The organism is Nonomuraea sp. CA-143628, from assembly GCF_050942315.1.
GTDB lineage: Bacteria > Actinomycetota > Actinomycetes > Streptosporangiales > Streptosporangiaceae > Nonomuraea.
Genome location: NZ_CP192072.1, coordinates 10,162,117 through 10,185,803, shown reverse-complemented (window position 1 = coordinate 10,185,803; position 23,687 = coordinate 10,162,117). Strand labels below are relative to the sequence as shown.

17 protein-coding genes and 1 pseudogene are annotated in these 23,687 nt (G+C 70.1%); 7 read left to right on the top strand and 11 right to left on the bottom strand.

From position 1 onward, the window contains the following. Positions 1-2: 2 nt before the first annotated feature. The 9 genes from ACQP2T_RS46110 to ACQP2T_RS46070 form a co-directional block, all read right to left on the bottom strand. Positions 3-752, bottom strand: a complete 750-nt coding sequence (locus ACQP2T_RS46110) for a sulfite exporter TauE/SafE family protein (protein WP_433511164.1) — start codon at positions 750-752, stop codon at positions 3-5. Continuing rightward, a complete protein-coding gene (locus ACQP2T_RS46105; RefSeq protein WP_433511163.1) occupies positions 749-2,578 on the bottom strand; it encodes a gamma-glutamyltransferase family protein in 1,830 nt (609 codons plus the stop codon). The genes ACQP2T_RS46110 and ACQP2T_RS46105 overlap by 4 nt, the downstream gene beginning before the upstream one ends. Further along, positions 2,575-3,543 carry an ABC transporter ATP-binding protein gene (locus ACQP2T_RS46100; RefSeq protein WP_364006296.1) on the bottom strand — a complete coding sequence of 323 codons (969 nt, stop codon included), beginning with the start codon at positions 3,541-3,543 and terminating at the stop codon, positions 2,575-2,577. Before ACQP2T_RS46100 ends, ACQP2T_RS46105 begins: the two co-directional genes overlap by 4 nt. Then, on the bottom strand, positions 3,540-4,508 hold the full coding sequence (locus ACQP2T_RS46095; RefSeq protein ID WP_433511162.1) for an ABC transporter ATP-binding protein: 969 nt from the start codon (positions 4,506-4,508) through the stop codon (positions 3,540-3,542). The genes ACQP2T_RS46100 and ACQP2T_RS46095 overlap by 4 nt, the downstream gene beginning before the upstream one ends. Beyond that, entirely contained in the window at positions 4,505-5,380 is an 876-nt protein-coding gene (locus ACQP2T_RS46090; protein WP_433511161.1) for an ABC transporter permease, read from the bottom strand. Before ACQP2T_RS46090 ends, ACQP2T_RS46095 begins: the two co-directional genes overlap by 4 nt. Continuing rightward, positions 5,373-6,332: an ABC transporter permease gene (locus ACQP2T_RS46085; protein ID WP_433511160.1), complete on the bottom strand. Its 960-nt coding sequence runs from the start codon at positions 6,330-6,332 to the stop codon at positions 5,373-5,375. Before ACQP2T_RS46085 ends, ACQP2T_RS46090 begins: the two co-directional genes overlap by 8 nt. Next, on the bottom strand, positions 6,332-7,939 hold the full coding sequence (locus ACQP2T_RS46080) for an ABC transporter substrate-binding protein (RefSeq protein ID WP_433511159.1): 1,608 nt from the start codon (positions 7,937-7,939) through the stop codon (positions 6,332-6,334). The genes ACQP2T_RS46085 and ACQP2T_RS46080 overlap by 1 nt, the downstream gene beginning before the upstream one ends. A gap of 78 nt (positions 7,940-8,017) precedes the next feature. Next, a complete protein-coding gene (locus ACQP2T_RS46075; RefSeq protein ID WP_433511158.1) occupies positions 8,018-8,707 on the bottom strand; it encodes a GntR family transcriptional regulator in 690 nt (229 codons plus the stop codon). A 245-nt stretch (positions 8,708-8,952) separates the two neighbouring features. After that, positions 8,953-13,782, bottom strand: a complete 4,830-nt coding sequence (locus tag ACQP2T_RS46070) for an Lhr family helicase (protein WP_433511157.1) — start codon at positions 13,780-13,782, stop codon at positions 8,953-8,955. A gap of 83 nt (positions 13,783-13,865) precedes the next feature. Between ACQP2T_RS46070 and ACQP2T_RS46065 the strand changes: the two genes are divergently transcribed. Both ACQP2T_RS46065 and ACQP2T_RS46060 read left to right on the top strand, forming a co-directional pair. Then, the gene (locus ACQP2T_RS46065) at positions 13,866-14,354 is read left to right on the top strand and encodes a VOC family protein (protein ID WP_433511156.1); all 489 of its coding nucleotides are present in this window, start codon (positions 13,866-13,868) and stop codon (positions 14,352-14,354) included. 248 nt (positions 14,355-14,602) lie between these two features. Continuing rightward, complete coding sequence (locus tag ACQP2T_RS46060; protein WP_433511155.1) at positions 14,603-14,797, top strand: DUF3046 domain-containing protein; 195 nt, start codon at positions 14,603-14,605, stop codon at positions 14,795-14,797. 2 nt (positions 14,798-14,799) lie between these two features. Here the strand turns inward: ACQP2T_RS46060 and ACQP2T_RS46055 are convergent, their stop codons facing one another. Continuing rightward, positions 14,800-15,090, bottom strand: a complete 291-nt coding sequence (locus ACQP2T_RS46055) for a hypothetical protein (RefSeq protein WP_433511154.1) — start codon at positions 15,088-15,090, stop codon at positions 14,800-14,802. 478 nt (positions 15,091-15,568) lie between these two features. Between ACQP2T_RS46055 and ACQP2T_RS46050 the strand changes: the two are divergent. Next, a pseudogene (locus tag ACQP2T_RS46050) lies at positions 15,569-15,913 on the top strand (RNA-guided endonuclease InsQ/TnpB family protein); the annotation flags it as partial. 107 nt (positions 15,914-16,020) lie between these two features. Here the strand turns inward: ACQP2T_RS46050 and ACQP2T_RS46045 are convergent. Beyond that, on the bottom strand, positions 16,021-16,533 hold the full coding sequence (locus tag ACQP2T_RS46045) for a SecDF P1 head subdomain-containing protein (protein WP_433511153.1): 513 nt from the start codon (positions 16,531-16,533) through the stop codon (positions 16,021-16,023). Positions 16,534-16,882: 349 nt separating this feature from the next. Between ACQP2T_RS46045 and recA the strand changes: the two genes are divergently transcribed. The 4 genes from recA (at position 16,883) to ACQP2T_RS46025 (ending at position 23,686) form a co-directional block, all read left to right on the top strand. Then, positions 16,883-17,983: a recombinase RecA gene (recA, locus tag ACQP2T_RS46040; RefSeq protein WP_433511152.1), complete on the top strand. Its 1,101-nt coding sequence runs from the start codon at positions 16,883-16,885 to the stop codon at positions 17,981-17,983. A 37-nt stretch (positions 17,984-18,020) separates the two neighbouring features. Beyond that, positions 18,021-19,598 carry a recombination regulator RecX gene (recX, locus tag ACQP2T_RS46035; protein WP_433511151.1) on the top strand — a complete coding sequence of 526 codons (1,578 nt, stop codon included), beginning with the start codon at positions 18,021-18,023 and terminating at the stop codon, positions 19,596-19,598. Positions 19,599-20,393: 795 nt separating this feature from the next. Continuing rightward, complete coding sequence (gene rny / locus ACQP2T_RS46030; RefSeq protein ID WP_433511150.1) at positions 20,394-22,010, top strand: ribonuclease Y; 1,617 nt, start codon at positions 20,394-20,396, stop codon at positions 22,008-22,010. 764 nt (positions 22,011-22,774) lie between these two features. Further along, positions 22,775-23,686 carry a hypothetical protein gene (locus ACQP2T_RS46025; protein ID WP_433511149.1) on the top strand — a complete coding sequence of 304 codons (912 nt, stop codon included), beginning with the start codon at positions 22,775-22,777 and terminating at the stop codon, positions 23,684-23,686. Position 23,687 lies beyond the last annotated feature (1 nt).

The following is a 23,687-nucleotide window of genomic DNA, read 5'->3' as shown; positions in this document are numbered from 1 at the left end:
GGTCAGCGCAGGGCCAGAACTGTGGCTACGCCGAGTCCGAAGACGACCACCACGCCGCGCAACACGGCGGGTGGCATGAGACGGGCCAGACGGGTGCCGAGGAAGCCACCCGCCAGGCTCGCCGGCGCGACCACCGCCACCGCTTCCCACCGCACGGGCCCGAACAGCGAGAACGCCACCACCGACACCGTGCTGATCACCAGTGACAGGGTCGCCCGCACGGCGTTGACCCGATGCAGGTCGTCATGCAGGAACAGCCCGAGCACCGCCAGCAGCAGCACCCCCATGCCGCCGTTGAAGTAGGCGCCGTAGCAGCCGCCGAGGAACACCCCGATGTGGACCAGCCCGCTGGTGCCCTGCCGCCCGTCGCCCTCGAAGCGCCTGCGCAGCCAGGGCTGAGCGAGCAGCGCCAGACTGGCGAAGGCCACCAGCCACGGCACCAGCGAGTCGAACAGCCGCCCCGGCGTGAGCAGCAGCAGCGAGCTGCCCGCGATGGCGCCGAGCACGGTGGTGGCCGCGAGCACCGTGGCCCGGCGCCGCTGCCCGCTCAGCTCGGCCCGGTAACCCAGGACGCCGCCCAGGTAGCCGGGCCAGAGCGCCACCGCGTTGGTCACCGAGGCGGTGATGCTCGGATAGCCGAGCGCCAGCAGCGCCGGGAAGGAGATCAGGGTGCCCCCGCCGGCCAGGGCGTTGACCGCCCCGGCCAGCAGGCCCGCCCCGGCCAGGAAGGCCAGCTCGGACAGCTCGATCATCGGCCGGCCGCGTAGCCCTGGGCGCCGCGCGGGTTGGCGGCGGCCTTCAGGAAGCCGCCGTCACGGGCGACCGCGCTGAGCCGGCCGAGCGACCACGGCCCCTGCACCTCCACCTGGTGGCCACGCCTGCGTAGCTCGGCGACCACCGCCGGGTCCAGACGGTTCTCCACGTGCATGACGCCCGGCCGGGAGCCGCGCGGGAAGAACGAGCTGGGGAAGTGCTCGGAGTGGAACATGGGGGCGTCGACGGCCTGCTGCAGGTTGAGCCCGCCGTGGACGAGGGAGAGGAAGAAGTTCAGGCTCCACTGGTCCTGCTGGTCGCCGCCGGGTGTGCCGAACGCCAGCCACGGCTTGCCCTCGCGCAGCGCGAACGACGGCGACAGCGTGGTGCGCGGGCGCGTGCCCGGCCGCAGCGAGGCGGGCAGCCCCTCCTGCAGCCAGAACATCTGCGCCCGGGTGCCGAGGCAGAAGCCCAGCTCGGGGATGGTGGGCGAGCTCTGCAGCCAGCCGCCGCTCGGCGTGGCGGAGACCATGTTGCCGTGCCGGTCCACGACGTCCACGTGACAGGTGTCGCCACGGGTGGAGCCGTCGGAGCCGACCGTGGGCTCGCCCACCGAGCCGCCCGAGCCGACCGTGGGCTCGCCCACACCGGACCGTACGCCCGAGATGCCCGGCGCCGTGCTGACCGTGCCGGGACCGGGGAACACGGGCAGCCGAGGCGGGCGCCCGCCGGGCGCGCCCGGCCGCAGCTCCATGCTGGCCTCGACGCCGATGATCGCGCGCCGCTTCGCGCTGTACTCGTCGTCGAGCAGGTCGGCCATCGGCACCTCGGCGTCGCCGTACCAGGCTTCGCGATCGGCGAAGGCGAGCTTGGCGCTCTCGATCACCGTGTGCACGTAGTCGGCGCTGAGCTGCCCCATCGTGTCCAGGTCGAACCCCGACAGCAGGGCGAGCTGCTGCAGGAAGACCGGCCCCTGCCCCCACGGGCCCGTCTTGCAGACCGTGTGCCCGTGGTAGTCGAAGGTGACCGGCTCCTCGACCGACGCCGACCAGCTCGCCAGGTCGTCGCCGGTGAGCAGGCCGCCGTGGACCTCGCCCGAGCTGTCGCGCCAGGCGGTCTCGGCGCTGAACCGGGCGATGGCCTCGGCGACGAACCCCCGGTACCAGGCGTCGCGGGCGGCCGCGATCTGCCCCTCGCGGCTGCTCGACGCGGCCCGCGCCTCGGAGACGAGCCTGCGGTAGGTGGCGGCGAGCACGGGATTGGTCAGCTTGGCTCCCGGTACCTTCCCCTGCGGCAGCCAGGTCGCGGCCGACGTCGGCCAGTCCTCGAGGAAGAGGCGCTCGACCGATGTGACCGTGGCGGCGATCCGGTCGATCACCGGGACGCCGTGGGTGGCGTAGTGGATGGCGGGTTCGAGCACGTCGGCCAGCGTCCAGGTGCCCCAGCGCTCCAGCATGAGCATCCAGCCGCCGAACGCCCCGGGCACGGTGGCCGCCAGCAGCCCGGTGCCGGGCACCACGTCGAGCCCCAAGCCGGTGAACCGGTCGATCGTGGCGGCGGCGGGGGCGACGCCCTGCCCGCACACGACCGACACCCGCTCCTCATCCTGGCTCCACAGCAGGATGGGCACCTCGCCGGCGGGCCCGTTCAGGTGCGGCTCGGCCACCTGAAGGACGAACCCGGCGGCGACGGCCGCGTCGAAGGCGTTGCCGCCGCGTTCGAGCACGCTCATGCCGGTAGCGGAGGCCAGCCAGTGCGTGCTGGCCACCATGCCGAAGTCTCCGGTCAGCTCGGGCCTGGTGGTGAACAAAGTGCGTCCCTTCATCGGGTGGCGGCCGCGTCGGGCACGTGGTCCGCCGTGACCAGGTGACAGGCGACCGGATGGCCGCTCGTACGGGGGTCCGTCAGTGCCGGCTCGCTCGTACGGCAGGCGTCGTACGCCAGCGGGCACCGGGTGTGGAAGCGGCAGCCGGCGGGCGGATCGACCGGGCTCGGCACGTCGCCGCCCAGCACGATCCGGCGCCGCTCGCGCTGCCTGACCGGATCGGCCACCGGCGCCGCCGACAGCAGCGCCTGCGTGTAGGGGTGGCGGGGTTCGGCGAAGATCTGCGCCGTCGGCCCGGACTCCACGATCTTGCCCAGGTACATCACCGCGATCCGGTCGGCCAGGAACTCCACCACCGACAGGTCATGGGTGATGAACAGGCAGGAGAAGCCCATCTCCCGCTGCAGGTCGGTGATCAGGTTGAGCACCGACGCCTGCACCGACACGTCCAGCGCGGACACCGGCTCGTCGGCCACCACCAGTTTGGGCTCGAGGATCAGCGCGCGGGCCAGCCCCACCCGCTGCCGCTGCCCGCCGGACAGCTCGTGCGGGAAGCGCGACCTCATCTCCGGGCGCAGCCCGACCTGCTCCAGCATGGCGGCGACCCGCCCGCCGGCCTCGCGCCGGCTCGCGATCCCGTGGTGCAGCAGCGGTTCGCCGACGATCTGCTCGATCGTGAAACGCGGGTTGAGCGAGGAGTAGGGGTCCTGGAAGACCATGTGGACGTCCCTGCGCAGCGGGCGCATGGCCCGGCGCGACAGGTGGGTGATGTCGCGGCCGTCGAGCCGGATGCCGCCCGAGGTGGGCTCGGTCAGCCGCAGTACGCACTTGCCGACGGTCGACTTGCCGCTGCCCGACTCGCCGACGAGGCCGAGCACCTCGCCCTGGCCGATGCTCAGCGACAGGCCGTCCACGGCGCGTACCTGGCCGTAGTGCTTGACCAGGTTGTCGATCTCCAGGATCACGACTGCCCTCCCGGGTGGAAGCAGGCCGCCAGATGATCGTCCGGCCGTTGGGGCTCGAGCTGGGGTCTTTTGCTTCGGCAGTCGTCCTGCGCGCGGGTGCAGCGCGCCTGGAAGGCGCACTCGTCCGGGTCCGTCAGCGGCGAGGGCACCATGCCGGGGATCTCGGCGAGCCGGCCGTTCACAGCGGCCGACGGCAGCGCGTTCATCAGGCCCAGCGTGTACGGATGGCGCGGTCGCGCGAACAGCTCGGTGACGGGCGCCTGCTCGACGGCCCGGCCCGCGTACATGACCACGGCCCGGTCGGCGATGTCGGCCACCACGCCCAGGTCATGGGTGATCAGGATGACCGCGGTGCCGAGCCGGTCGCGCAGGTCGCGGAACACGTCGAGCACGCCCGCCTGGATCGTCACGTCCAGCGCGGTCGTGGGCTCGTCGGCGATCAGCACCCGCGGTGAGCAGGCCACCGCGATCGCGATCATCACCCGCTGGCGCATGCCGCCAGAGAGCTGGTGCGGGTACTCCTTGATCCGGCGGGCGGGCAGCGGGATGCCGACCAGTTCGAGCAGCTCCACCGCGCGGTCCCGCGCGGCCTTCCGGGACAGCCCCTCGTGCCGGCGCAGCACCTCGGTGATCTGGTAGCCGACCGTGAACGACGGGTTGAGCGAGGTCATCGGCTCCTGGAAGACGACCGACACGTCCTTGCCCCTGATCTGCCGCATCCGCGACTCGGGCAGCGTGGTCAGCTCGCGGCCGTCGAGCTTGACCGAGCCCGACAGCCTGGTCGTGTCCGGCGGCAGCAGCCTCGGCACGGACATCGCGGTGACCGACTTGCCGCAGCCCGACTCGCCGCAGAGCGCCAGGATCTCGCCCTCGCCCAGTTCGAGCGAGATGCCCCTGACCGCCTGCACCAGGCCGTCCTCGGTGTCGAAGTCGACGGTCAGGTCGGTGATCTCGAGTAGGCTCATCGGCCGCTCCTCGGGTCGAGAACGTCACGCAGCCCGTCGCCCAGCAGGTTGAAGCCGAGCGTGGCCAGCGCGATCATCAGTCCCGGCCAGATCGCCAGCCATGGGGCCACGTCCAGGTACTGCTGGGCGGTGGTGAGCATCACGCCCCACGACGGCGTCGGCGGCTGGACCCCCAGGCCCAGGAACGACAAGGTCGACTCACCGATGATCGCCGCCGGGATCGCCACCGTGGCCTGCACGATGAGCGGGCTGGAGCAGTTCGGCAGCACGTAGCGGAGCAGGATGTGGCGGTCGGTCGCGCCGTCGGCGATGGCCGCGGCCACATAGTCCATCTCCCTGATCGACAGCACCTCGCCGCGGGTGATCCGGATGACCGCCGGCAGCTGGGAGAAGCCGAGCGCCAGCACCACGCCCTTCAGCGAGGGGCCGATGATCGCCGCCAGTCCCACCGCGAACACCAGGAACGGGAAGGCCAGCGTCACGTCGACCAGCCGCATCACGACCGGGTCCAGCCAGCGCCGGTAGAACCCGGCCACCAGCCCGATCGGGATGCCGACCACCATGGCCAGCAGTGTGGACAGCACGCCGGCCTGCAGCGAGACCTGCGCCCCGTGCGCGATCCTGGCCAGGGCGTCCCGGCCCAGATCGTCGGTGCCGAGCGGGTGCGCACCCGACGGCGGCGCGAGCGTGGCGGTGTAGTCCTGCGCCGACGGATCGCCGGTGAGCAGGGGTCCGAGCAGCGCCAGGAGCAAGAACCCGGCGACGAGCACCAGGCCCGCCATCGGCATCGGGCGCCGCCTGAAGCGCCGCCACAGCCTGCGGCGGCGATCGGCGCGGCCCGTCGTCACCGGTACGGCCAGTGCCTCAGCCATGCCCGCCTCCCGACAGCCGGATGCGCGGGTTGAGGAAGGCGTACGCGATGTCCACCAGGAGGTTGACCAGCACGTACCCGATGACCGTGATCAGCACCACGGCCTGGATGACCGGATAGTTGCGGGTGAGCACGGCGTCCACGGTCAGCTTGCCGAATCCGGGGATGACGAAGATCTGCTCCGTCACCACCGCGCCGCTGATCAGCGCGCCGAGCTGCAGGCCCAGGACGGTCACCACGGTCGTGAGGCTGTTGCGCAGCGCGTGCGCGCCCACCACCTTCGCCTCCGACAGGCCCTTGGACCGGGCGGTCCGCACATAGTCGGCCGACAGCGCGCCCAGCATGGCCGAGCGCGTCTGCCGCATCAGGATCGCCGCGAACCCGGTGCCGAGCACCAGGGCGGGCAGGATCATGCGCTGCAGGTTCTGGCCGGGGTCCTGGGTGAACGGGACGTACCCGGAGGCGGGCAGCCAGCGCAGCGTCACCGCGAACAGCAGGATGCCGAGCAGCCCCAGCCAGAAGTGCGGCACGGACAGCCCCGCCAGGCCGAAGCCGGTGGCCACGTAGTCGGGCAGCCTGCCCCGCTTCATCGCGGCCACGATGCCCGCGCCCAGGCCCACGACGATCGCCACCAGCAGGGCCAGAGCCGACAGCTCCAGCGTCACCGGTAGCCGCTCGGCCAGGATGTCGGCCACCGGCAGCTGATCTTGGGTGGAGCGGCCGAGGTTGCCGGACAGGGTCTGGCCCACGTAGTCGAGGTACTGGACCGGCAGGGGCTTGTCCAGGCCGAACTCGTGGCGGATCGCCTCGACCATCGCCGGCGAGGCCTCCTCGCCGGCCATCACCACGGCCGGGTCCCCGGGCAGCGCCCTGATCCCGAGGAAGATCAGGACGCTGGCCAGGAACAGCACGATCACCGCCGAGCCCGCTCTGCGGAGGATGAACCAGACCATCAGGCGGCGAACCCAGCGGTGACGAAGCGGGGCAGGCCATCCTTGAAGTACTGGACACCGGCGACGGTCTTGTTCATGCCCAGGTAGTACTTGTTGTGATACAGGTACACGACGCCGCGCACCTCGGCCGCCCGCTGCAGCGCCTTGGCGTACAGCTCGGCGCGCTGGGCCGGCTCCGTGGCCGCCGCGGCCTCCTTGATCGGGTCGTCGATGCCGGGATCGGACATGCCGCTGTAGTTGTTGCTGCCGCGGCTGGTGATCAGGTTCGACAGGTTGCCGTCCGGGTCCACCCGGCCCGACCAGCCGTTGAGCACGGTGTCGAACTTGCCGGCCTTGCCCTGCTCCAGCGTGCTGACGAACTCGGCCGTCTGCACCGTGACGTTGAAGCCCGCCTCCTTGGTCATCTGCTGGATGACCTGGGCCAGACGCTGGTTGGTGGCGTCGTTGGGCGTGGTCAGCGTGACCGGGATGGGCGTCGGCACGCCGGACGCCTGCACCAGCTGCTTGGCCTTGGCCAGGTCGCGCTTGGCGCACTGGAGCGAGGGCGAGCGGTAGGGGCTGTCGGCGGGCAGCGGGAAGCAGTCGGCCTCGTACAGGCCGTTGTAGACGGTCTTGTTGATCTGGTCGCGGTCCAGCGCCAGCTCGAACGCCTCGCGCAGCTGCGGGCTCTTGGCCAGCGGGGTGCTGACCGTGCCCGGCTTCTCGGTGGAGCCGTTGGCGTTGCCGGTGTTGATCGTCAGGCCGTAATAGCCGAGCCCGCCGCCGGACACGACGGTGAGGTTCGGGTCGGCCTGCACGCCCTTGACCGTGGTCGTGGCCAGCTGGTCGGCCACCTGGACGTCGCCGGACTTCAGGTTCGCGGCCCGGACGTTCGGGTCGACGATGATTTTGTATACGAGCTTGTCGAGCTTCACCTTGGCGGCGTCATAGTAGTCGGGCGCCTTGTCCAGCACGATCTGGCTGCCGGAGGTGCGGGCGGCGAACTTGAACGGCCCGACGCACACCGGGCTCGCGCCGAAGTTGTCGCCCGCCGCCTCCAGCGCCTTGGGCGACATGATCATCCCGGCGCGGTCGGCGAGCTGCGCCGTCAGCGGCGTGAACGCGCGCGCCAGCGTGAGCTTGACGGTGGCCGGATCGACCACGCTCACCTTCGACACGGCGGCCAGGTCGGCCTGGCGGGCCGACTTCTCCCACGTACGGTGGCGATCGAGCGACTTCTTGACCGCCTCCGCGTCGAAGGCGGTGCCGTCGTTGAACTTCACGCCCTCGCGCAGCTTGATCGTCACCTCCTTGCCGTCGCCCGAGACCTCGGGCAGGGCGGTGGCGAGCTGCGGGACCAGCGTGGCCTTCGCGTCGATGTCGAAGAGCTTCTCGCACATGCTCGCGAACACCTCGCGGCCCACCAGCGTGGTGGACACGCTCGGGTCGAGCGCGTCGGGGTCGGCGTTGAGCGCGATGTTCAGGGTGCCGCCGCTCTTGACGGCGCGGCTGTCGGACGTGGCGTCGGCCACTGACGGGGCGACGGGGGTGCCGCTCGAACCGCCTCCACCGCAAGCCGTCAGGGCTATGGGGAGTACGGCGAGCGTCAAGACCAGCCTGGGTCTCATGATGCCTCCGGGGGGACGAGCTTTAGGAGACTGTATACAAGAACCTGGATTTCAACGGTGTTTCGTCACCGCGTGTTGTTATCCGACCGTTTTCTCGTCGTGCTGAGGCTTTGTTGGGCGTACGGCGGCCAGGAACGACCGCCTGGCCGCGGCGACGTGCGCGACCGCCCTGGCCTGGGCCTCGTCCTCGTCGCCCGCCGCGATGGCCTCGCACAGGCTCAGGTGCTCCGACCAGGAGTGCGGTCCGCGTGCGGCCGCGGTCTGCCGGAACACCCACTGAGCCCGCAGCAGCATCGGCGCCATCATCAGATTGAGGTACGAATTGCCCGCCACCTCACCCACGGCCAGGTGGAAGGCGGTGTTGAGGTCGGCCACCCGTTCGAGCCGGCCCTCCTCGACCGCCTCCTTGGCCGAGTCGAGCACCCGCCGCAACCGCGCGGCCGTCTCCGGGGTCCGCTTGCGCGCCGCCAGCCGGGCCGCCAGTCCCTCGATCGCCATCCGCACGTCGAAGAGCTCCTCGGCCTCAGCCGGCGACAGTCGGGCCACGGTAGCGCCGATCCTGGGGATGACCTGCACGAAACCCTCGGCGGCGAGCACCCGGATCGACTCGCGCACCGGGTTGCGCGACACGCCCAGCCTTGCGGCCAGCCGGTCCTCGACCAGGCGTTCACCCTGGGGGAGCTCGCCGGAGATGATGAGTCGGCGGATCTCCGCGGTCACTTGGTCGCGAAGGGGGAGGTGGGCGCCGCCCAGTGTCAGCTCAGTCATTTGAGGGAATCGTATACAAAGTTACGGCCGTTTCCGGTGTCGTCGGGGAATCGGGAGGGTGAACCCGTACACATCGTCGGGCCGGGCAGCCCTCTCGGTCGGTCAGGCTTCCCGGTTGGTCAGGCGTGCGGGTCTCTCGGTCGGGCGGGTCTCTCGGCCGGTCGGGCGTGCGGGCCTTCCGGCCGGGCGGGTCTCTCGGCCGGTCGGGCGTGCGGGCCTTCCGGCCGGGCGGGTCTCGCGATTGGTCAGGCGCGCAGGCGCAGACCTCGCGGTGTCGGGTGGAACCCGGCCTCCTCCAGCGCCGCCGCCAGTGGTGACTCGCCGATCGAGGCGCCGTCGGCCCGCTCGACGGTCAGCTTCCCGAGCGCCCCATCCCGTACGGCCAGCGCCAGCGCGTCCACGGCCGGCCGCAGCCGCTCGTCATCGGCGAACGACAGCAGCGTCTTGCCGCCCCGCTCCACGTACAGCACGAGGAACCCGTCCACCAGCACCACCAGCGCGCCCGCCTTCCTGCCGGGCTTGTGCCCCACCTCGCCGGGATGCGCCGGCCACGACAGCGCCGCCCCGTAGGGGTTGGCCGGATCAGCCGCGGCCAGGACGACCGCCCGCCGATCACCGGCGGCGGCCCGCCCGAAATCGTGGTCGCCGGATGCCGGCGCGGCGCTCGGGGCCATGGCGCGCATCCGGTCCACCGCCCCCGGCAGCGCGAACTGCGCGCCCCCGAGCCCCTCGACGAAGTAGCCCCGGCGGCACCGCCCGCTCTCCTCGTAGGCCCGTAGCACCTGGTAAACCGGTGTGAACCCGCCCGGCAGCCGCTCCGATGTCACCGCCCCGCGCGTCACCACCCCATGCCGTTCGAGCAGCACCTCGGCCTGAGCCTGCGCCCGCTGGGTGGTGTCCTCGGCGGGCGAGGGAAGCAGCCACCAGCGCCCGCCCACCGTGGGCGGCCCGCTCCTGCTCGGCAGCACGGCCCGCCGCCGGCGAGTGGTGGCCGGCCGGTGCGCGGGCCGGCCCGACCCGAGCGTGGCCCGCAACGGCGCCAGCGTGTCGCCGGACACGCGCCCTGACCACACCAGATCCCACAGCGCCGACACCAGCGCCGCGTCGTCGAGCGAGCCGAGCTGGTCGGAGATCCCCCGGAAGAACAGCGCCCCGCCGCCGCCCAGCACGTCGAGCACATGCTCGTGCACCGGGGTCATGGTGATCTGGCCGGGGTCGGGCAGCAGCAGGGGAGCGGTGTCGGCGAAGTAGAGCGACACCCAGCCGTCGCCGCCGGGCAGCGACCCCTGGCCCACCCACATCACCTCGCCCGACGAGGTCAGCTCGTCGAGCAGTGCCGGGTGGTAGCCGGGCACGCGCGACGGCAGGACCAGCGTCTCCAGCGCCGACGCGGGTACGGCGGCGCCCTGGAGCTGCTCGACGCTGTGGATCAGCGCGTCCATCGCCCGCGCCGCGCCGGCCGCGCCGCTACGGTCGGTGCCGCGTGGTGTCGAGCCGGTGATGCCGTGCCAGGCGGGCATGAACAGCGCGAGCGTCTCGGGCGGGACCGGTTCGACCTCTTTGCGCAGCCGCGCCAGGGACCTGCGCCGCAGCATCCGCAGCACACCGGCGTCGCACCACTCCTCGCCCCGGCCACCCGGCCGGAACTCGCCGTTGACCACCCGCCCGGCCGCCGCCAGCCGGCGCAGGGCGTCGGTCACCACGGCCACGCCGAGACCGAACCTGGTGGCGGGTGTGCCGGCATGGAAGGGCCCGCGAGTGCGGGCATGGCGGGCCACGAGGTCGGCCAGCGGGTCGGCGACCGGCTCCAGGAACGCGTGCGGGATCCCGACCGGCAGGGGCGCGCCCAGCGCGTCACGCAGCCGGGCCGCGTCCTCGATCGCCGCCCACTGCTCCTCGCCCGCGATCCGCACCTTGATCGCCCGGCGGGCTCGTTCGAGCTCCGTCAGCCAGGCCGGATCGCCGCCGCGCAGGCTCACGTCGGGCACGAGCAGCGGCCCGTGTGAGCGCAGCAGGTCGGCCAGGTCCTCGGCGTCGCGCAACGGCCGGTCGAGTCTGGCCAGCTCGCGTTCGGTGTCGGAGATGACGTCGGGGTCGAGCAACTCCCGCAGGTCGGCCTCGCCGAGCAGCTCGGCCAGCAGGGTCATGTCCAGCGCCAGCGCCTGGGCCCGGCGCTCGGCCAGCGGCGCGTCGCCCTCGTACATGAACGCGCCTATGTAGTGGAACAGCAGCGACGTGGCGAACGGCGACGCCTGCGACGTCTCCACCTCCACCACCCGCACCCGGCGTGCGGCGATGTCGCGCATCAGTGTCACCAGCCCGGGCACGTCGAACACGTCCTGGAGGCACTCGCGCATCGTCTCCAGCACGATCGGGAACGACGCGTATTGAGAGGCCACCCCCAGCAGGTGGGCGGCTCGCTGCCGCTGCTGCCAGAGCGGGCTGCGCCGGCCGGGCGTGCGGCGCGGCAGCAACAGGGCCCGGCCCGCGCACTCCCTGAACCGGGAGGCGAACATCGCCGAGCCGCCCAGCTCCTCGGTGACGATCCGCTCGATCTCCTCGGCGTCGAACGCCGCCACGTCGGTGGGCGGCTCGGCCAGCGTGTCGGGGATCCGCAGCACAATGCCGTCGTCGGAGTGCACGGCCTGTACGTCGAGGCCGTAGCGCTCGCGCAGCCGCCGGTTGATCGCCAGGGCCCACGGAGCGTGGATCCGCGCGCCGTAGGGGGAGTGGATGACGACGCGCCAGTCGCCGAGCTCGTCGTGGAAGCGTTCGACCAGGAGGGTGCGGTCGTCGGGGACGTAGCCGGTGGCTTCACGCTGTTCGTCGAGGTAGGCGCGTAGGTTGCCGGCGGCGTACGCGTCGAGCCCGGCCGCCCGCATGCGGTCGGTCGAGGTGTTTCCGGCGTGTTCGCGGAGGAACTCGCCGATCGCCTTGCCCAGCTCGGCGGGTCTTCCCGGCGCGTCGCCGTGCCAGAACGGCAACTTGCCCGGCTGGCCGGGCGCGGGGGAGACGAGCACCCGGTCGGCCGTGATGTCCTCGATCCGCCACGAGGTCGCACCCAGGACGAACACGTCGCCCACCCGCGACTCGTAGACCATCTCCTCGTCGAGCTCCCCCACCCGGGAGGCCTTCTCGCCCACCAGGAAGACGCCGAACAACCCGCGGTCGGGGATCGTGCCGCCGTTGGTCACCGCCAGCCGTTGCGCGCCCGGACGGCCCTGCAACGTGCCCGTCACCCGGTCCCAGACGACCCGCGGCCGCAGCTCGGCGAACTCCTCGCTCGGATAGCGGCCGGCCAGCATGTCGAGCGTGGCCTCCAGCGCGGTGCGCGGCAGCGTCGCGTAGGGAGCGGCCCGCTTGACCACGGCCTCCAACTCGTCGACCGTCCACTCCTCCAGCGCGGTCATCGCCACGATCTGCTGGGCCAGCACGTCGAGCGGATTGCGCGGGTAGCGCAGCTCCTCGATCTGGCCGCTCATCATGCGTTCGGCCACTACGGCGGTCTGAATCAGGTCGCCACGGTATTTCGGGAAGATCACTCCCTTGGACACCGCGCCCACCTGGTGACCAGCCCGGCCGATGCGCTGGAGCCCGCTCGCCACGCTCGGCGGCGCCTCCACGCACGCGACCAGGTCGACGGCGCCCATGTCGATGCCCAGCTCCAGGCTGGACGTCGCGACGACGGCGGGCAGCCGGCCGGACTTGAGCGCCTCCTCGATCTGCGCCCGCTCCTCCTTCGACACGGAGCCGTGGTGCGCGCGGACGATCTCGGTGACCACGCCCTTGCTCGCCCCGGCCTGCGCCATCATCTCGGCGGGCGCCCGCCGAGGTGGGTCTTCAGGCGGCGGCGTACGCCTGGGCGAATCTCCCGGCAGCGGCGTTGGCCTGGGCGGATCTCCTGGCAGCGGTGCCGGCCGGGATGGATCTTCCGACAAGGGCGTCGGCCGGGGCGGATCTCCCGGCAACGGCGTCTCCCAGATCGACAGATCGACGGCCTCGGGCCCTTGCACGCGTTCGTAGGCGAGCTCGTTGAGCCTGGTGCAGAGGCGTTCGGCCAGCCGCCTGGAATTGGCGAACACGATCGTCGACGAATGCGCCTCGATCAGCTCGAACAGGTGGTTTTCGACATGCGGCCAGATCGACCGGCTGGACGGCTCGGGCTCCTCGCCGTCGGCGAACCCCGGCCCGCTGTCGGCGAACCCCGGCCCGCCGTTCGCGGATCCCGGCCTGCCCTCCATCTCCGTCATGTCCTCGACCGGGACGACCACCTCGACCTCGATGACCTTGTCGGAGGGCGGCTGCACGACCGTCGCGGGACGTGACCCGCCGAGGAACGCCGCGACCTCGCTCACCGGGCGTACGGTCGCTGACAGCCCGATCCGCTGCGCGGGCCGTTGGAGCAGGGCGTCGAGCCGCTCGAGGCTGAGCGCCAGGTGGGCACCGCGCTTGGTGGCGGCCACCGCGTGCACCTCGTCGACGATCACCGTCTCGACGCCCCGCAACGCCTCGCGCGCCTGGCTGGTGAGCAGCAGGAACAGCGACTCCGGCGTGGTGATGAGGATGTCGGACGGGTGGGCGGCGAACCGCCTGCGATCCTCGGCCGGGGTGTCGCCGGAGCGGATGGCCACCGAGATCTCCGGCACCGGCAGGCCGAGCCGGCGCGCGGTCTGCTTGAGCCCGGCCAGCGGGGCACGCAGGTTGCGCTCCACGTCGACGGCCAGCGCCTTGAGCGGTGACACGTACAGGACTTTGGTCTGTTTCTTGACCTGCTTGGAACTGGCGTCACCCTGCTTCGGCCCCGGCTTCGGACCCGCGCCGCCTCGCTTCGGACCCGCTTCGACCTGCGTCGGATCCGCCGGAGCGGTGGAGCGGTCGGCGGCGGCCAGGCGGTCGAGGGACCAAAGGAAGGCCGCCAGCGTCTTGCCAGACCCGGTGGGCGCCACCACGAGGGTGTTGTCGCCGCGCGCGATGGACTCCCATGCGCCTTCCTGCGCACTCGTGGGCGCCTCGAACGCTCCGGCGAACCACTGCCTGGTGGTGTGGGAGAAATGTTCTAGCGAGCTCACCAGCACATACTGCCTCGCCGCACCGACAGAAAACTCATTGTGGCGGCGGTGCGAGATTGAGGCGGGGGTGCTGCGGACATAGAGCGAGCGTGGGCATCGACTACGCAGCCATTGAGAGCCGCCGCGAGGACATCAGGGAGCGCTACCTCTTAGCGCACCGGCCATCCAGCAGCGCGCGCGGCCTGCACCATTTCGCCCTGCTGTCGTCGGACGTGGAGCGGACGGTCAAGTTCTACCAGGAGCTTCTTGAGTTCCCCTTGACGGAGATTTTCGAAAACCGTGACTTCAAGGGCTCCAACCACTTCTTCTTCGACATCGGCAACGGCAACCTCCTCGCCTTCTTCGACTTCCCGGGGCTCGACCTCGGCCCCTACCGGGAGGTGCTCGGCGGGCTGCACCACATCGCGATCTCCGTCGACCCCGCCACCTGGGAGCGGCTGCGCGGCAAGCTCGAGGTGGCCGGCGTGCCGCACCAGATCGAGAGCGGCGCCTCCATCTACTTCAAGGACCCCGACGGCGCCCGGCTGGAGCTGCTCGCCGACCATCTGGGTGAGATGTACGGCTCGCGCGTGATGTGATCTACCGTCGCGACGCTCTACGCGTACGCGGCGTGCCCGCCCGAGGTTCCTGCCTGATGCCAGCGTGCCTTTCGGCTCTTTCCGATTTCTCCTGCTGTACGGCTATGCGCTGGGTTAACCGGAGCTGGCGGCGCTTCTTCCGGTTGGCTTTGCACTCGGCGGACTTGGGCGGGGAGGACTTGGAGGACTTGGGGGTCTTTGCCATGGGGGTGTCCTACCCACCCTTCCGGCGGTTCCATACTTGTGTGATGCGGCTGACCGAGTTCTGGAGACGGATGCGCGCCCACTTCGGGGAGTCGTACGCCGACTCGTGGGCCCGCGACTACGTGCTCGCCCCGCTCGAAGGGCGGACGGTCGACCAGGCGCTGGCCGACGGCGAGAGCGCCAAGACCGTCTGGCGCGCGGTCTGCCAGGTCGAGAACGTCTCCTCCAAGCTCCGTTGACCTCACGGCCCCGGCCGGCCTCCCCGCTCGTCATCCTCCATGCTCTCTTTCAGCGAGCGGGCCGTCAGATGCAGGTCGTCGGCGGTGCCCTGACCCCCGGGTGACCACAGGAACTGCCACCCACGACCGGCGGGGGTGGCGAAAACGAGCGTCTGCCTGCCGGTGCGGAGATGCCACGCCCACAGCACCGGCTCCTCACCGCCGATCATGCGACTCGCCAGCCCGTGACCGGGCAACAACTCGGCGAGTGCTTCCAGATGGGTGCGCCGTTCCCCGGTGTAGCCGCTCGTCAAGCCGCCTCCAACCCTCGCCCCTGCAATGAGTCTCCCCAGCTCACCGCGCCTGACAACACGCGGAGGCCAACCCGCGTGAACATCACTTGACGGGGTCTGGAGGTTACGCGGCGGCGTCTATGAGGATCCGCACAAGAGCGTCCACACCCGCGTGATCGTCCGCTGGGTGTCGGAGCAGAGAGGCCCTCGGAAGGGCGGGCCTTCAGGGGCCTGCGCTGCCCAGTACACGCTCCGGATCGTCCAGCCAGATCCGCTGGCCCTCCGGCGTGACGGTGATGCCGTACCGCCGCTGGCTCGGCTCGCCCCAGGCGACCCACTGGGCGTACGCCTGGACGACCTCGTCCCACACCGGCCGGTCGCCGACCTGTTGAATGCCGTGGTCCGCGCTCCCCGGCCACCAGGTGGCTCGGCACCGACGACATGCGAGCGCGCGGAATGTACCGCGTCGTCGCCGCTCTGGCCGCCTTCCACGCCAACAGAACGCACCAGCCAAGGGATCGCCCTGGAAGACCTGCAGGGCATCCGGGACCGGGTACGGCTTCGCAAGCCCCAGCGGGTCACGCTGCATTCCTGGAGCTTCCACCAACTGGGAGCGTTCATCGGCTACAAGGCGGCCCGAGCTGGGGTCGCGCTCATCCACGTCGACCCGGCTTTCACCTCCCAGCGGTGCTCCTCGTGCGGGCATGTGGACCGCAAGAACCGGCTCGATCAAGCCTCTTTCTGCTGTACGTCGTGCGGCTTCGCTGAGCACGCCGACGTCAACGCAGCCCGCAACATCGCCACACGCGGCGTTACGGGCTGGGCAGTGAGTCACGCTGCCTGACGCGGACCAGACCGTCGAAGCCATCGACGGCGAGGAGCTGCAAGCTCGGTCGCTTACAGCCGAGAAGCTGACAGCGCGTGATCACATAGGTCGGCGGAAGGCGTCGGTCAGTTAGGCCCGCCGGCCAGCCGTCTTGCCAGGTCGGTGGCGTCCTTCCGGGTGAAGGCGCCACTGATCTCCAGCTCGGGCCCAGAAATCGGCTGTGTGATGGTCGGCGCGGTGATCGCTTTGCCGTCGATGACGATGGCGAGTTGGTTCCGTGGGGCGGGCAACTGGTACAGGGCCGATGTCAGCGCGGCGAACTTGGCACTGTCGGAGTTGTTGAGCGTGACTTGGACTACCCAGGTCGTCCCCCCGGACAAGCCGGCTGTCGCCTTCTCTGCTCTGATGCCGGTCATGCCCTGGCCGAGCTTGTAACACGAGGTGCCGTCGAGAGCGCCCACCGTACCCGCGGCGCAGGGAATGGAGGACATCTCAAGTACGGGCAGCAGCGCAAAAGATGTCGCGTGTGGCTCAGATCGGGGCGCTCCGGTCATCGTTGTGAGCACTCTGGCCGTCGTGAAGATGATGACGGCTGCCAGCCCAAGAGTGACGATCGTTCCCGCGACAATGGTGATCACATGAACGCGCCTCACAGAACCCCTCCCACAAGGAGCCATCCCCTCTCGTCTGATCGTCAGGGAGTTCTCCACCTACGCTCGTGACGACTGGAGGCTCTCGGCCAAACCATGGCCGCATGAACCTTATGGTCATCAACTTCCAGTAGCAACGGTCAGCCTTCGATGACAGGGGGCAGGAGCCGTTGCGTGGGGTATTAGCGCGTGTTCCTGCTGTGATCGAACAGCCGTTCGGCTAGGATGTAGTCCGCCGGGCCACGCGCCCTCCCAGCGACGACTCCGCAAAACTGTCGGTGGCAGGCCGTAGCTTTCACTCGACTGATCGGACCACAACCCTCCAGGGGGAGTTCCCATGGCTATCAACGACCGCGAGAAGGCCCTCGAGACCGCCCTCGCTCAGATCGAGAGGCAGTTCGGCAAGGGCTCCGTCATGCGCCTCGGCGACGACGCCCGAGCCCCCATCGAGGTGATCCCCACGGGTTCGATCTCCCTGGATGTCGCGCTGGGCATCGGAGGGTTGCCGCGTGGCCGGATCGTCGAGGTCTACGGCCCGGAGTCCTCGGGTAAGACCACGATCGCCCTGCACGCGGTGGCCAACGCCCAGCGCGCGGGCGGCATCGCGGCGTTCATCGACGCCGAGCACGCCCTCGACCCCGAATACGCCAAGAAGCTCGGCGTCGACACCGACGCCCTGCTCGTCTCCCAGCCCGACACGGGTGAGCAGGCGCTCGAGATCGCCGACATGCTGATCAGGTCGGGCGCCGTCGACATCATCGTCATCGACTCGGTGGCCGCCCTGGTCCCCAAGGCCGAGATCGAGGGCGAGATGGGCGACAGCCACGTCGGCCTCCAGGCCCGCCTGATGTCCCAGGCCCTGCGCAAGGTCGCCGGCGCGCTCAGCAACACCGGCACCACCGCCATCTTCATCAACCAGCTCCGCGAGAAGATCGGCGTCATGTTCGGCTCGCCCGAGACCACGACCGGCGGTAAGGCGCTCAAGTTCTACGCCTCGGTCCGTCTCGACATCCGCCGCATCGAGACGCTCAAGGACGGCACGGAGGCGGTCGGCAACCGCACGCGGGTCAAGGTCGTCAAGAACAAGATGGCCCCGCCCTTCCGGGTCGCCGACTTCGACATCCTCTACGGCGTGGGCGTCTCCCGCGAGGGCGGCCTCATCGACATGGGCGTCGAGCACGGCTTCGTCCGCAAGTCCGGCGCCTGGTACACCTACGAGGGCGACCAGCTCGGCCAGGGCAAGGAGAATGCCCGCAACTTCCTGAAGAACCACCCCGACATGGCCAACGAGATCGAGAAGAAGATCAAGGACAAGCTCGGCGTCGGCCCCCGCCTGGACGCCCCCGCCGAGGCACCCGCGGCCCCGGCCGCCCCAGCCGCCGCTCCCTCGGGCCGCGGCGCCAAGGCCGCCGCCACGCCGAAGCCCGGTGACGTCTGATCGGTCGCCGCATGAGTGACTCTGATCGGTCGTCGGAATGAGTGACACGGACCCGTCGCAGGCGCCCCACCCCCATGACTGGGGCGCCTGGCCAGACCTCCCCACCCCGCCTCCGGGCCGCCGCCGCAACTCCAGCGCCAGCCTCTCTCCGCGGTCATCAACCCCGGAGGACACCTGGCCCTCCGGGTCCTCCTCGGACGACTCACCCCGAGGCCGGAAACCATCCCGGAGGAAACGGTCCAACGGGAGGGTGCCCGGCGGCGACTCGTCTGGTGGGAGGCTGCCTGGCGGTGAGCTGTCTGGCGGGGAACTGCTCGGCACCGAACCGTCCGGTAGGAAGTCGTTCGGTGGGAGGTCGTCCAGTGGGAGGCTGTCTGGGGGTGAACCATCAGGTGGGCTACCCGGTGGCGAACCGTCAGGTGGCAAGCTGACCGGTAGCGAACTGTCCGGTGGGAAGATGTCTGGCGCTGCACTATCCAGTGGAAAGTCGTCCGGCGGGGAGCCGTCGGCAGGGTGGCCCTCGCTCAGCGAATGGCGCCAACGGTCCCGCCCTCCGGCCGACCCACCCGCGACCGACCCACCTTCGGCCCAGCCCGCTCACGCACCTACTGAGCCGAACTCCGAGTTGGGCGCAGCGTCGACCGATGAGTCGTCCGGTGATTCGGGCAGCGAGTCGGGCGGCGGACAGAACGATGAGCGGCTCTCAACCGCGCCCCAAGAAACCGTCTGGCCGCCTGCCCAGGATCACTCACCGCCCAGCGCAGGCAGGGCGTCTCCCTGGGGCCAGGACGTGCCTCCGCCTGCCCAAGGCACTTCATCGTCCACTGCGGACAACCCCTCTCCCCGAGGCGCCATGCCGTTCTCCCAGGACGGGCTGTCGTCCGGTGCGGGCACCGACAGCGGTCAGTTCGAGGGCGGTTCCTATACCGGTGGCCAGGCCGAGGATGATCCGTACCAAGATGATCCGTACCAGGGTGGCCGACGTGGGGAGAGGCGTTCCGGTAGAGGACGGCGATCAGGTGGGCGGGGTGGGAAGGGGGCACGTTCGGCGGGCTCTCGGGGGCGTGGTGGGTGGCTTCCCGACGGGCCCGATGAGGGGTCGGCCGCCGCTGCTGCTCCCCACGCCGACCCTGAGTCGGTGGCTCGGGCCATCTGCCTCCGTCTGCTCACGATGGCTCCCAAGACGCGAGCCCAACTGGCCGAGGCGCTCCGTAAGCGTGACGTACCGGATGAAGCCGCGGAGGCGGTCCTCGATCGCTTCTCCGAGCTGGGCTTGATCAATGACGAGGCATTCGCCGAAGCCTGGGTCGACTCCCGCCACCACGGTCGTGGGCTCGCCAAACGCGCTCTGGCCGCGGAGCTTCGCCACCGCGGCGTCGACTCCGAGACCGTCAACGAGGCCGTGGACCGCCTTGAGCCCGACCAGGAGCTCGAAACGGCGCGCCGCCTCGTCGAACGGAAGCTGTCCTCCACCCGTGGTCTCGACCCCCAGGTCCGAACTCGCCGCCTCGCCGGGATGCTGGCCAGAAAGGGGTACGCCCCGGGACTGGCCTTTCGCGTCATCCGCGAGGCACTGGAGACGGAGGGCGTCGAGATCGAGGACGACTTCTCCTGACCTCCACGCGGCCCTGCCCGCACCGGATCACACCCCCACGAGTTCCGTCTGCTGCCAGGCCGCCCCGTCTGCTGTGTCCGCTCCGCTCCGCCCGCTCCGCTCCGCCCGCTCCGCCCGCTCCGGCCTTTCCGCTGGGCGCCTCCTGGGCTGGTTCGGCGGCTCGGCTCGGCCGGTTCTTTCGGTAAGGGGCGCGTGGTTCTGTTCCAGGGCTGAGCAGTCCGTAGACGAGTGGCCCACACCACCCGCTCGGCGTTCAGACCCCGCCCCAGGTTGTTCCGTCCTGTCGGGCAGGGGTGCTTGGGGCGTCTCGGTACAGGTGCCTGGCCTGTGCCGGTGGGGGCTGCTGCGTCTCTTCCGGTACGGAGTGCCGAGCCTGGGCCAGCGGTGGTCCTGTTTCCGGGTGGGGCTGGGGCTCGGTGGGAAGGCGTGCGTAGTTGCGCGTGGAGCGGCATTTCGGGGCAGAAGCGGGAAATCTGCCTCAATGAAGAGATGCAAGCCCTTAAGACACGCTTGATGACTCGTTTGCTTGCTCGTGACTTGTTCGACGCATAACCTCGACGGCAGCGAGGAGTTACTCCGCGCAGTGCGGATTGCCATACCGGTGATTGACGGACGAACGAGCTCGGTGGATCGAGGCAGGCGAGGTGTCGGCTACCCCAGTCGACGCCCGGTCAGTCTTGGTTGGATATCGGTCGTGGTGAAGATGCCGATTGGGCGATCAGCGCCGCGCATGTGACCCCTCCCGTTTTGAGGGCGCGTTACGAGTCTTGACGACGCGAGGAGGGCGGGGAGTACATGGGGCCGCTTGTCGTGGTGCTGTCGGTGGCGGTGCTCCTGCTGGCGTTCGGGATGATCGCCGCGTTGCTCATCGTCGTCCGCCGCACATCGGGCAGCGGTTCGCGGGTGCTCAAGCCGAGCCCCGAGCAGTTGCAGGCCGTACACGAGGAGCTTGAGCTGGCTCGTGAAGAGGCCGGGGCGATCCGGGGCAAGGCCGAGTCCGATGCCGAGGAGATCCTGCGCAGGTCGGCGGCCGCCGCCGAGAACGCGGCGCAGTTGCGGCGCGAGGTCGAGGAGGAGGGGCGGATACTCAAGGCCGAGCTCAAGGAGCTCCGGGCGGACCTCGAACGCAGGGAAGGGCGGCTGGCCGAGCGCGAGCAGCGGCTCGACGAGGAGGCCAGGCGGCAGGCCGAACGCGATCGCAAGCTGGGCGAGACCGAGGTCGAGCTGGCTGACAGGCGCGCGGAGCTGCTGCAGGTCGAGGACGAGCGGCGGGTGATCCTCGAGCGCGTCGCCGGGCTCACCGGGGAGCAGGCCAAGAACGAGCTGGTACGCGAGATCGAGAACCAGGCCAAGCGCGAGGCCGCGCTGATCGTCAGGGAGATCGAAGGCGATGCGCGCAAGGAGGGCGAGAAGCGCGCTACCAAGATCGTGACGCTGGCCGTGCAGCGGATGGCGGCCGAGCAGACGGCCGAGTCCGTGGTGAGCGTGCTGCACCTGCCCGGCGACGAGATGAAGGGCCGGATCATCGGCCGTGAGGGGCGTAACATCCGGGCGTTCGAGTCGACGACCGGCGTGAACCTGATCATCGACGACACACCGGAAGCGGTGTTGCTGTCGTGTTTTGACCCGGTACGCCGGGAAACGGCCCGGCTCACGCTCGAGAAACTGGTACTCGACGGCCGCATTCACCCCCAGCGCATCGAGGAGGCGCACGAGCGCAGTCGTGCGGAGGTGCAGGACCTGTGCGCACGGGCGGGTGAGGACGCGCTGGTCGAGCTGGGCATCACGGACATGCACCCCGAGCTGACGCTGCTCCTCGGCCAGCTCCGATACCGCACCTCCTACGGACAGAACGTCCTCAAACACCTCATCGAGTCCGCGCACATCGCCGGAATCATGGCCGCCGAGCTCAAGATGGACCAGTCGCTGATGAAGCGCTGCGCCCTCCTGCACGACATCGGCAAGGCGCTGACGCACGAGGTCGAGGGCAGCCACGCGCTGATCGGGGCGGAGATCGCCCGCCGATACGGCGAGCAGGAGGACGTGGTGCACGCCATCGAGGCGCACCACAACGAGGTCGAGGTCCGCACGGTCGAGGCCGTGCTCACGCAGGCGGCCGACGCGATCAGCGGCAGCCGTCCGGGTGCGCGACGGGAGTCGCTGGAGGCGTACGTCAAGCGGCTGGAGCGGCTGGAGGAGATCGCGCAGTCGTACGACGGGGTGGAGAAGGTGTTCGCCATGCAGGCGGGCCGGGAGATCCGGGTGATGGTGAAGCCGGACGCGATCGATGACATCCAGGCGCAGGTGATCGCGCGGGATGTGGCCAAGCAGGTCGAGGAGGAGCTGACCTATCCGGGGCAGATCCGCATCACCGTCGTCCGGGAGTCGCGAGCGACCGAGTTCGCGCGCTGAGGTGCGCGATCAGTGCTTTCCGTGCTGAAAGTCACGATCAGTTCTCTGTGCGGAGTGGGGTGGGGGCGACCTGTATGCCCGACCTGGCGTTTTAGAGGCTCTTTTGGGAACCCCCTCGGGCTGATCGCCGCACTGCGTGCCGTTGGCCCGCTGGGCTCGCCGTAGACCGATGCAGACCAGTACAGATATGACCCCGCCTCCGGCGGGGCTCAGATTCTGGGATGGCCATGATCATCTTGCGCGGGTAGCTGGTAGGTGCTGTGCGGCCCGCCTTCCCGTTCGCCGTCCCCAAGGCGAGCGGTGGGTGCCGATGCGCGTCACGGTGGTCGAGGACGTCCACGGGGTTTCTGAGGCTGTCGGCCCTCATCGAGGGCGGACCTGAGTTCTGGCGACGCGAGCGGGGCTGTGGAAGCCGCCGCGATTGACCATACTTCATTAAACAGAGTATGGTTGCCGGGCGCCAGAAAGATCCACATTGGCGCTGATCGTGACAGTCACGTCCACGGCCTCCGACCGCGGGGCACAGGGGACGGGCCGCAGCACGTCCAGGCGGGTGACTGTTGCGGCAGCGCTCGGCGCTGGCCGCAAAGGGTCGCCTGCGCCGGATCCGCACGACCTGCCAGATCGGACGGTAGGCGGCTCATACGCGAGCCACGGAAGAAGCAGATCACGCGCGCCGACGAGAGCGCCGGACGCCACCACCAGCCGTCCAGATGCCTCGGCTGTCGCGTGCGCGCGTGAGGTTGAACACGGGGAGACCGACCATGAACACCATCAGAAAGACCGCCTTAGTCCTGGCTGTGACGGCCGTGCTCGGCGGCTGCGGGGGCAACGCCGAGCCGGCTGGGAAGAGCGCCTCACCTCCCGCGAAGTCGGCCGCGACGGCGCAGGAGAAGAGGCGCCAGTTCGAATCCGTCAAGGCGGACTGCATGAAGCAGAAGGGCTTCAAGTACGTCGCCTACGTGCCGCAGGAAGATCCCGACACCGACGAGGAGCGCAAGCGCAAGGCCGGCGACTATGCGGCGTTGAGGGCCCAGCGGGCGAAGTACGGCTTCGGGGTCTTCTCGTTATACGTCCACCCGAAGGGCCCAGACGCGCCCGACGGCATGCCCGACCTCTCAGGGGCCGACCCCAACGGCGAAATCTGGACGAAGCTCTCCCCGGCTCAGAACAAGAGCTACTGGAAGACCGTGGACGCCTGCGACGTCGTCGCGGCCAAGCAGGTCCTCGGCAAGAAGGTGAGTTCCGGGCTTGACCTGTTGGAGCAGGCCGACGCCATCTCGACCAGGGCGGTCGAGCGCGAGATCGACGGCGACGCCGAGCTGGTCAAGCTGGCATCGAGCATGGCCACGTGCCTGACGGGCAAGGGATACACGGTCTCCGACACCAGGCCGTCGCAACTGTCGCAGCGCGGCCGCCTCGCGTTCCTCGATCAGGAGGACGAGCTCGGCCGCAAGCAGCGCGAGGACGTTCCCGACGTGCCGTCGCCTCCCAAGAAAGGCGAGGTCAAGCGGAGCTTCGGAGCCACGCTCACGCCCGCCCAGGCCCAGCCGTACCTGGCCAAGGAGGTCAAGGCCGCGCTCGACGATCTGGAGTGCGGCAAGGAGTTCTACCGGGTCTACACCCCCAAGCTGGAGGCCATCGATCAAAAGGTCGACCAGGAATTCGGCAGCTGAC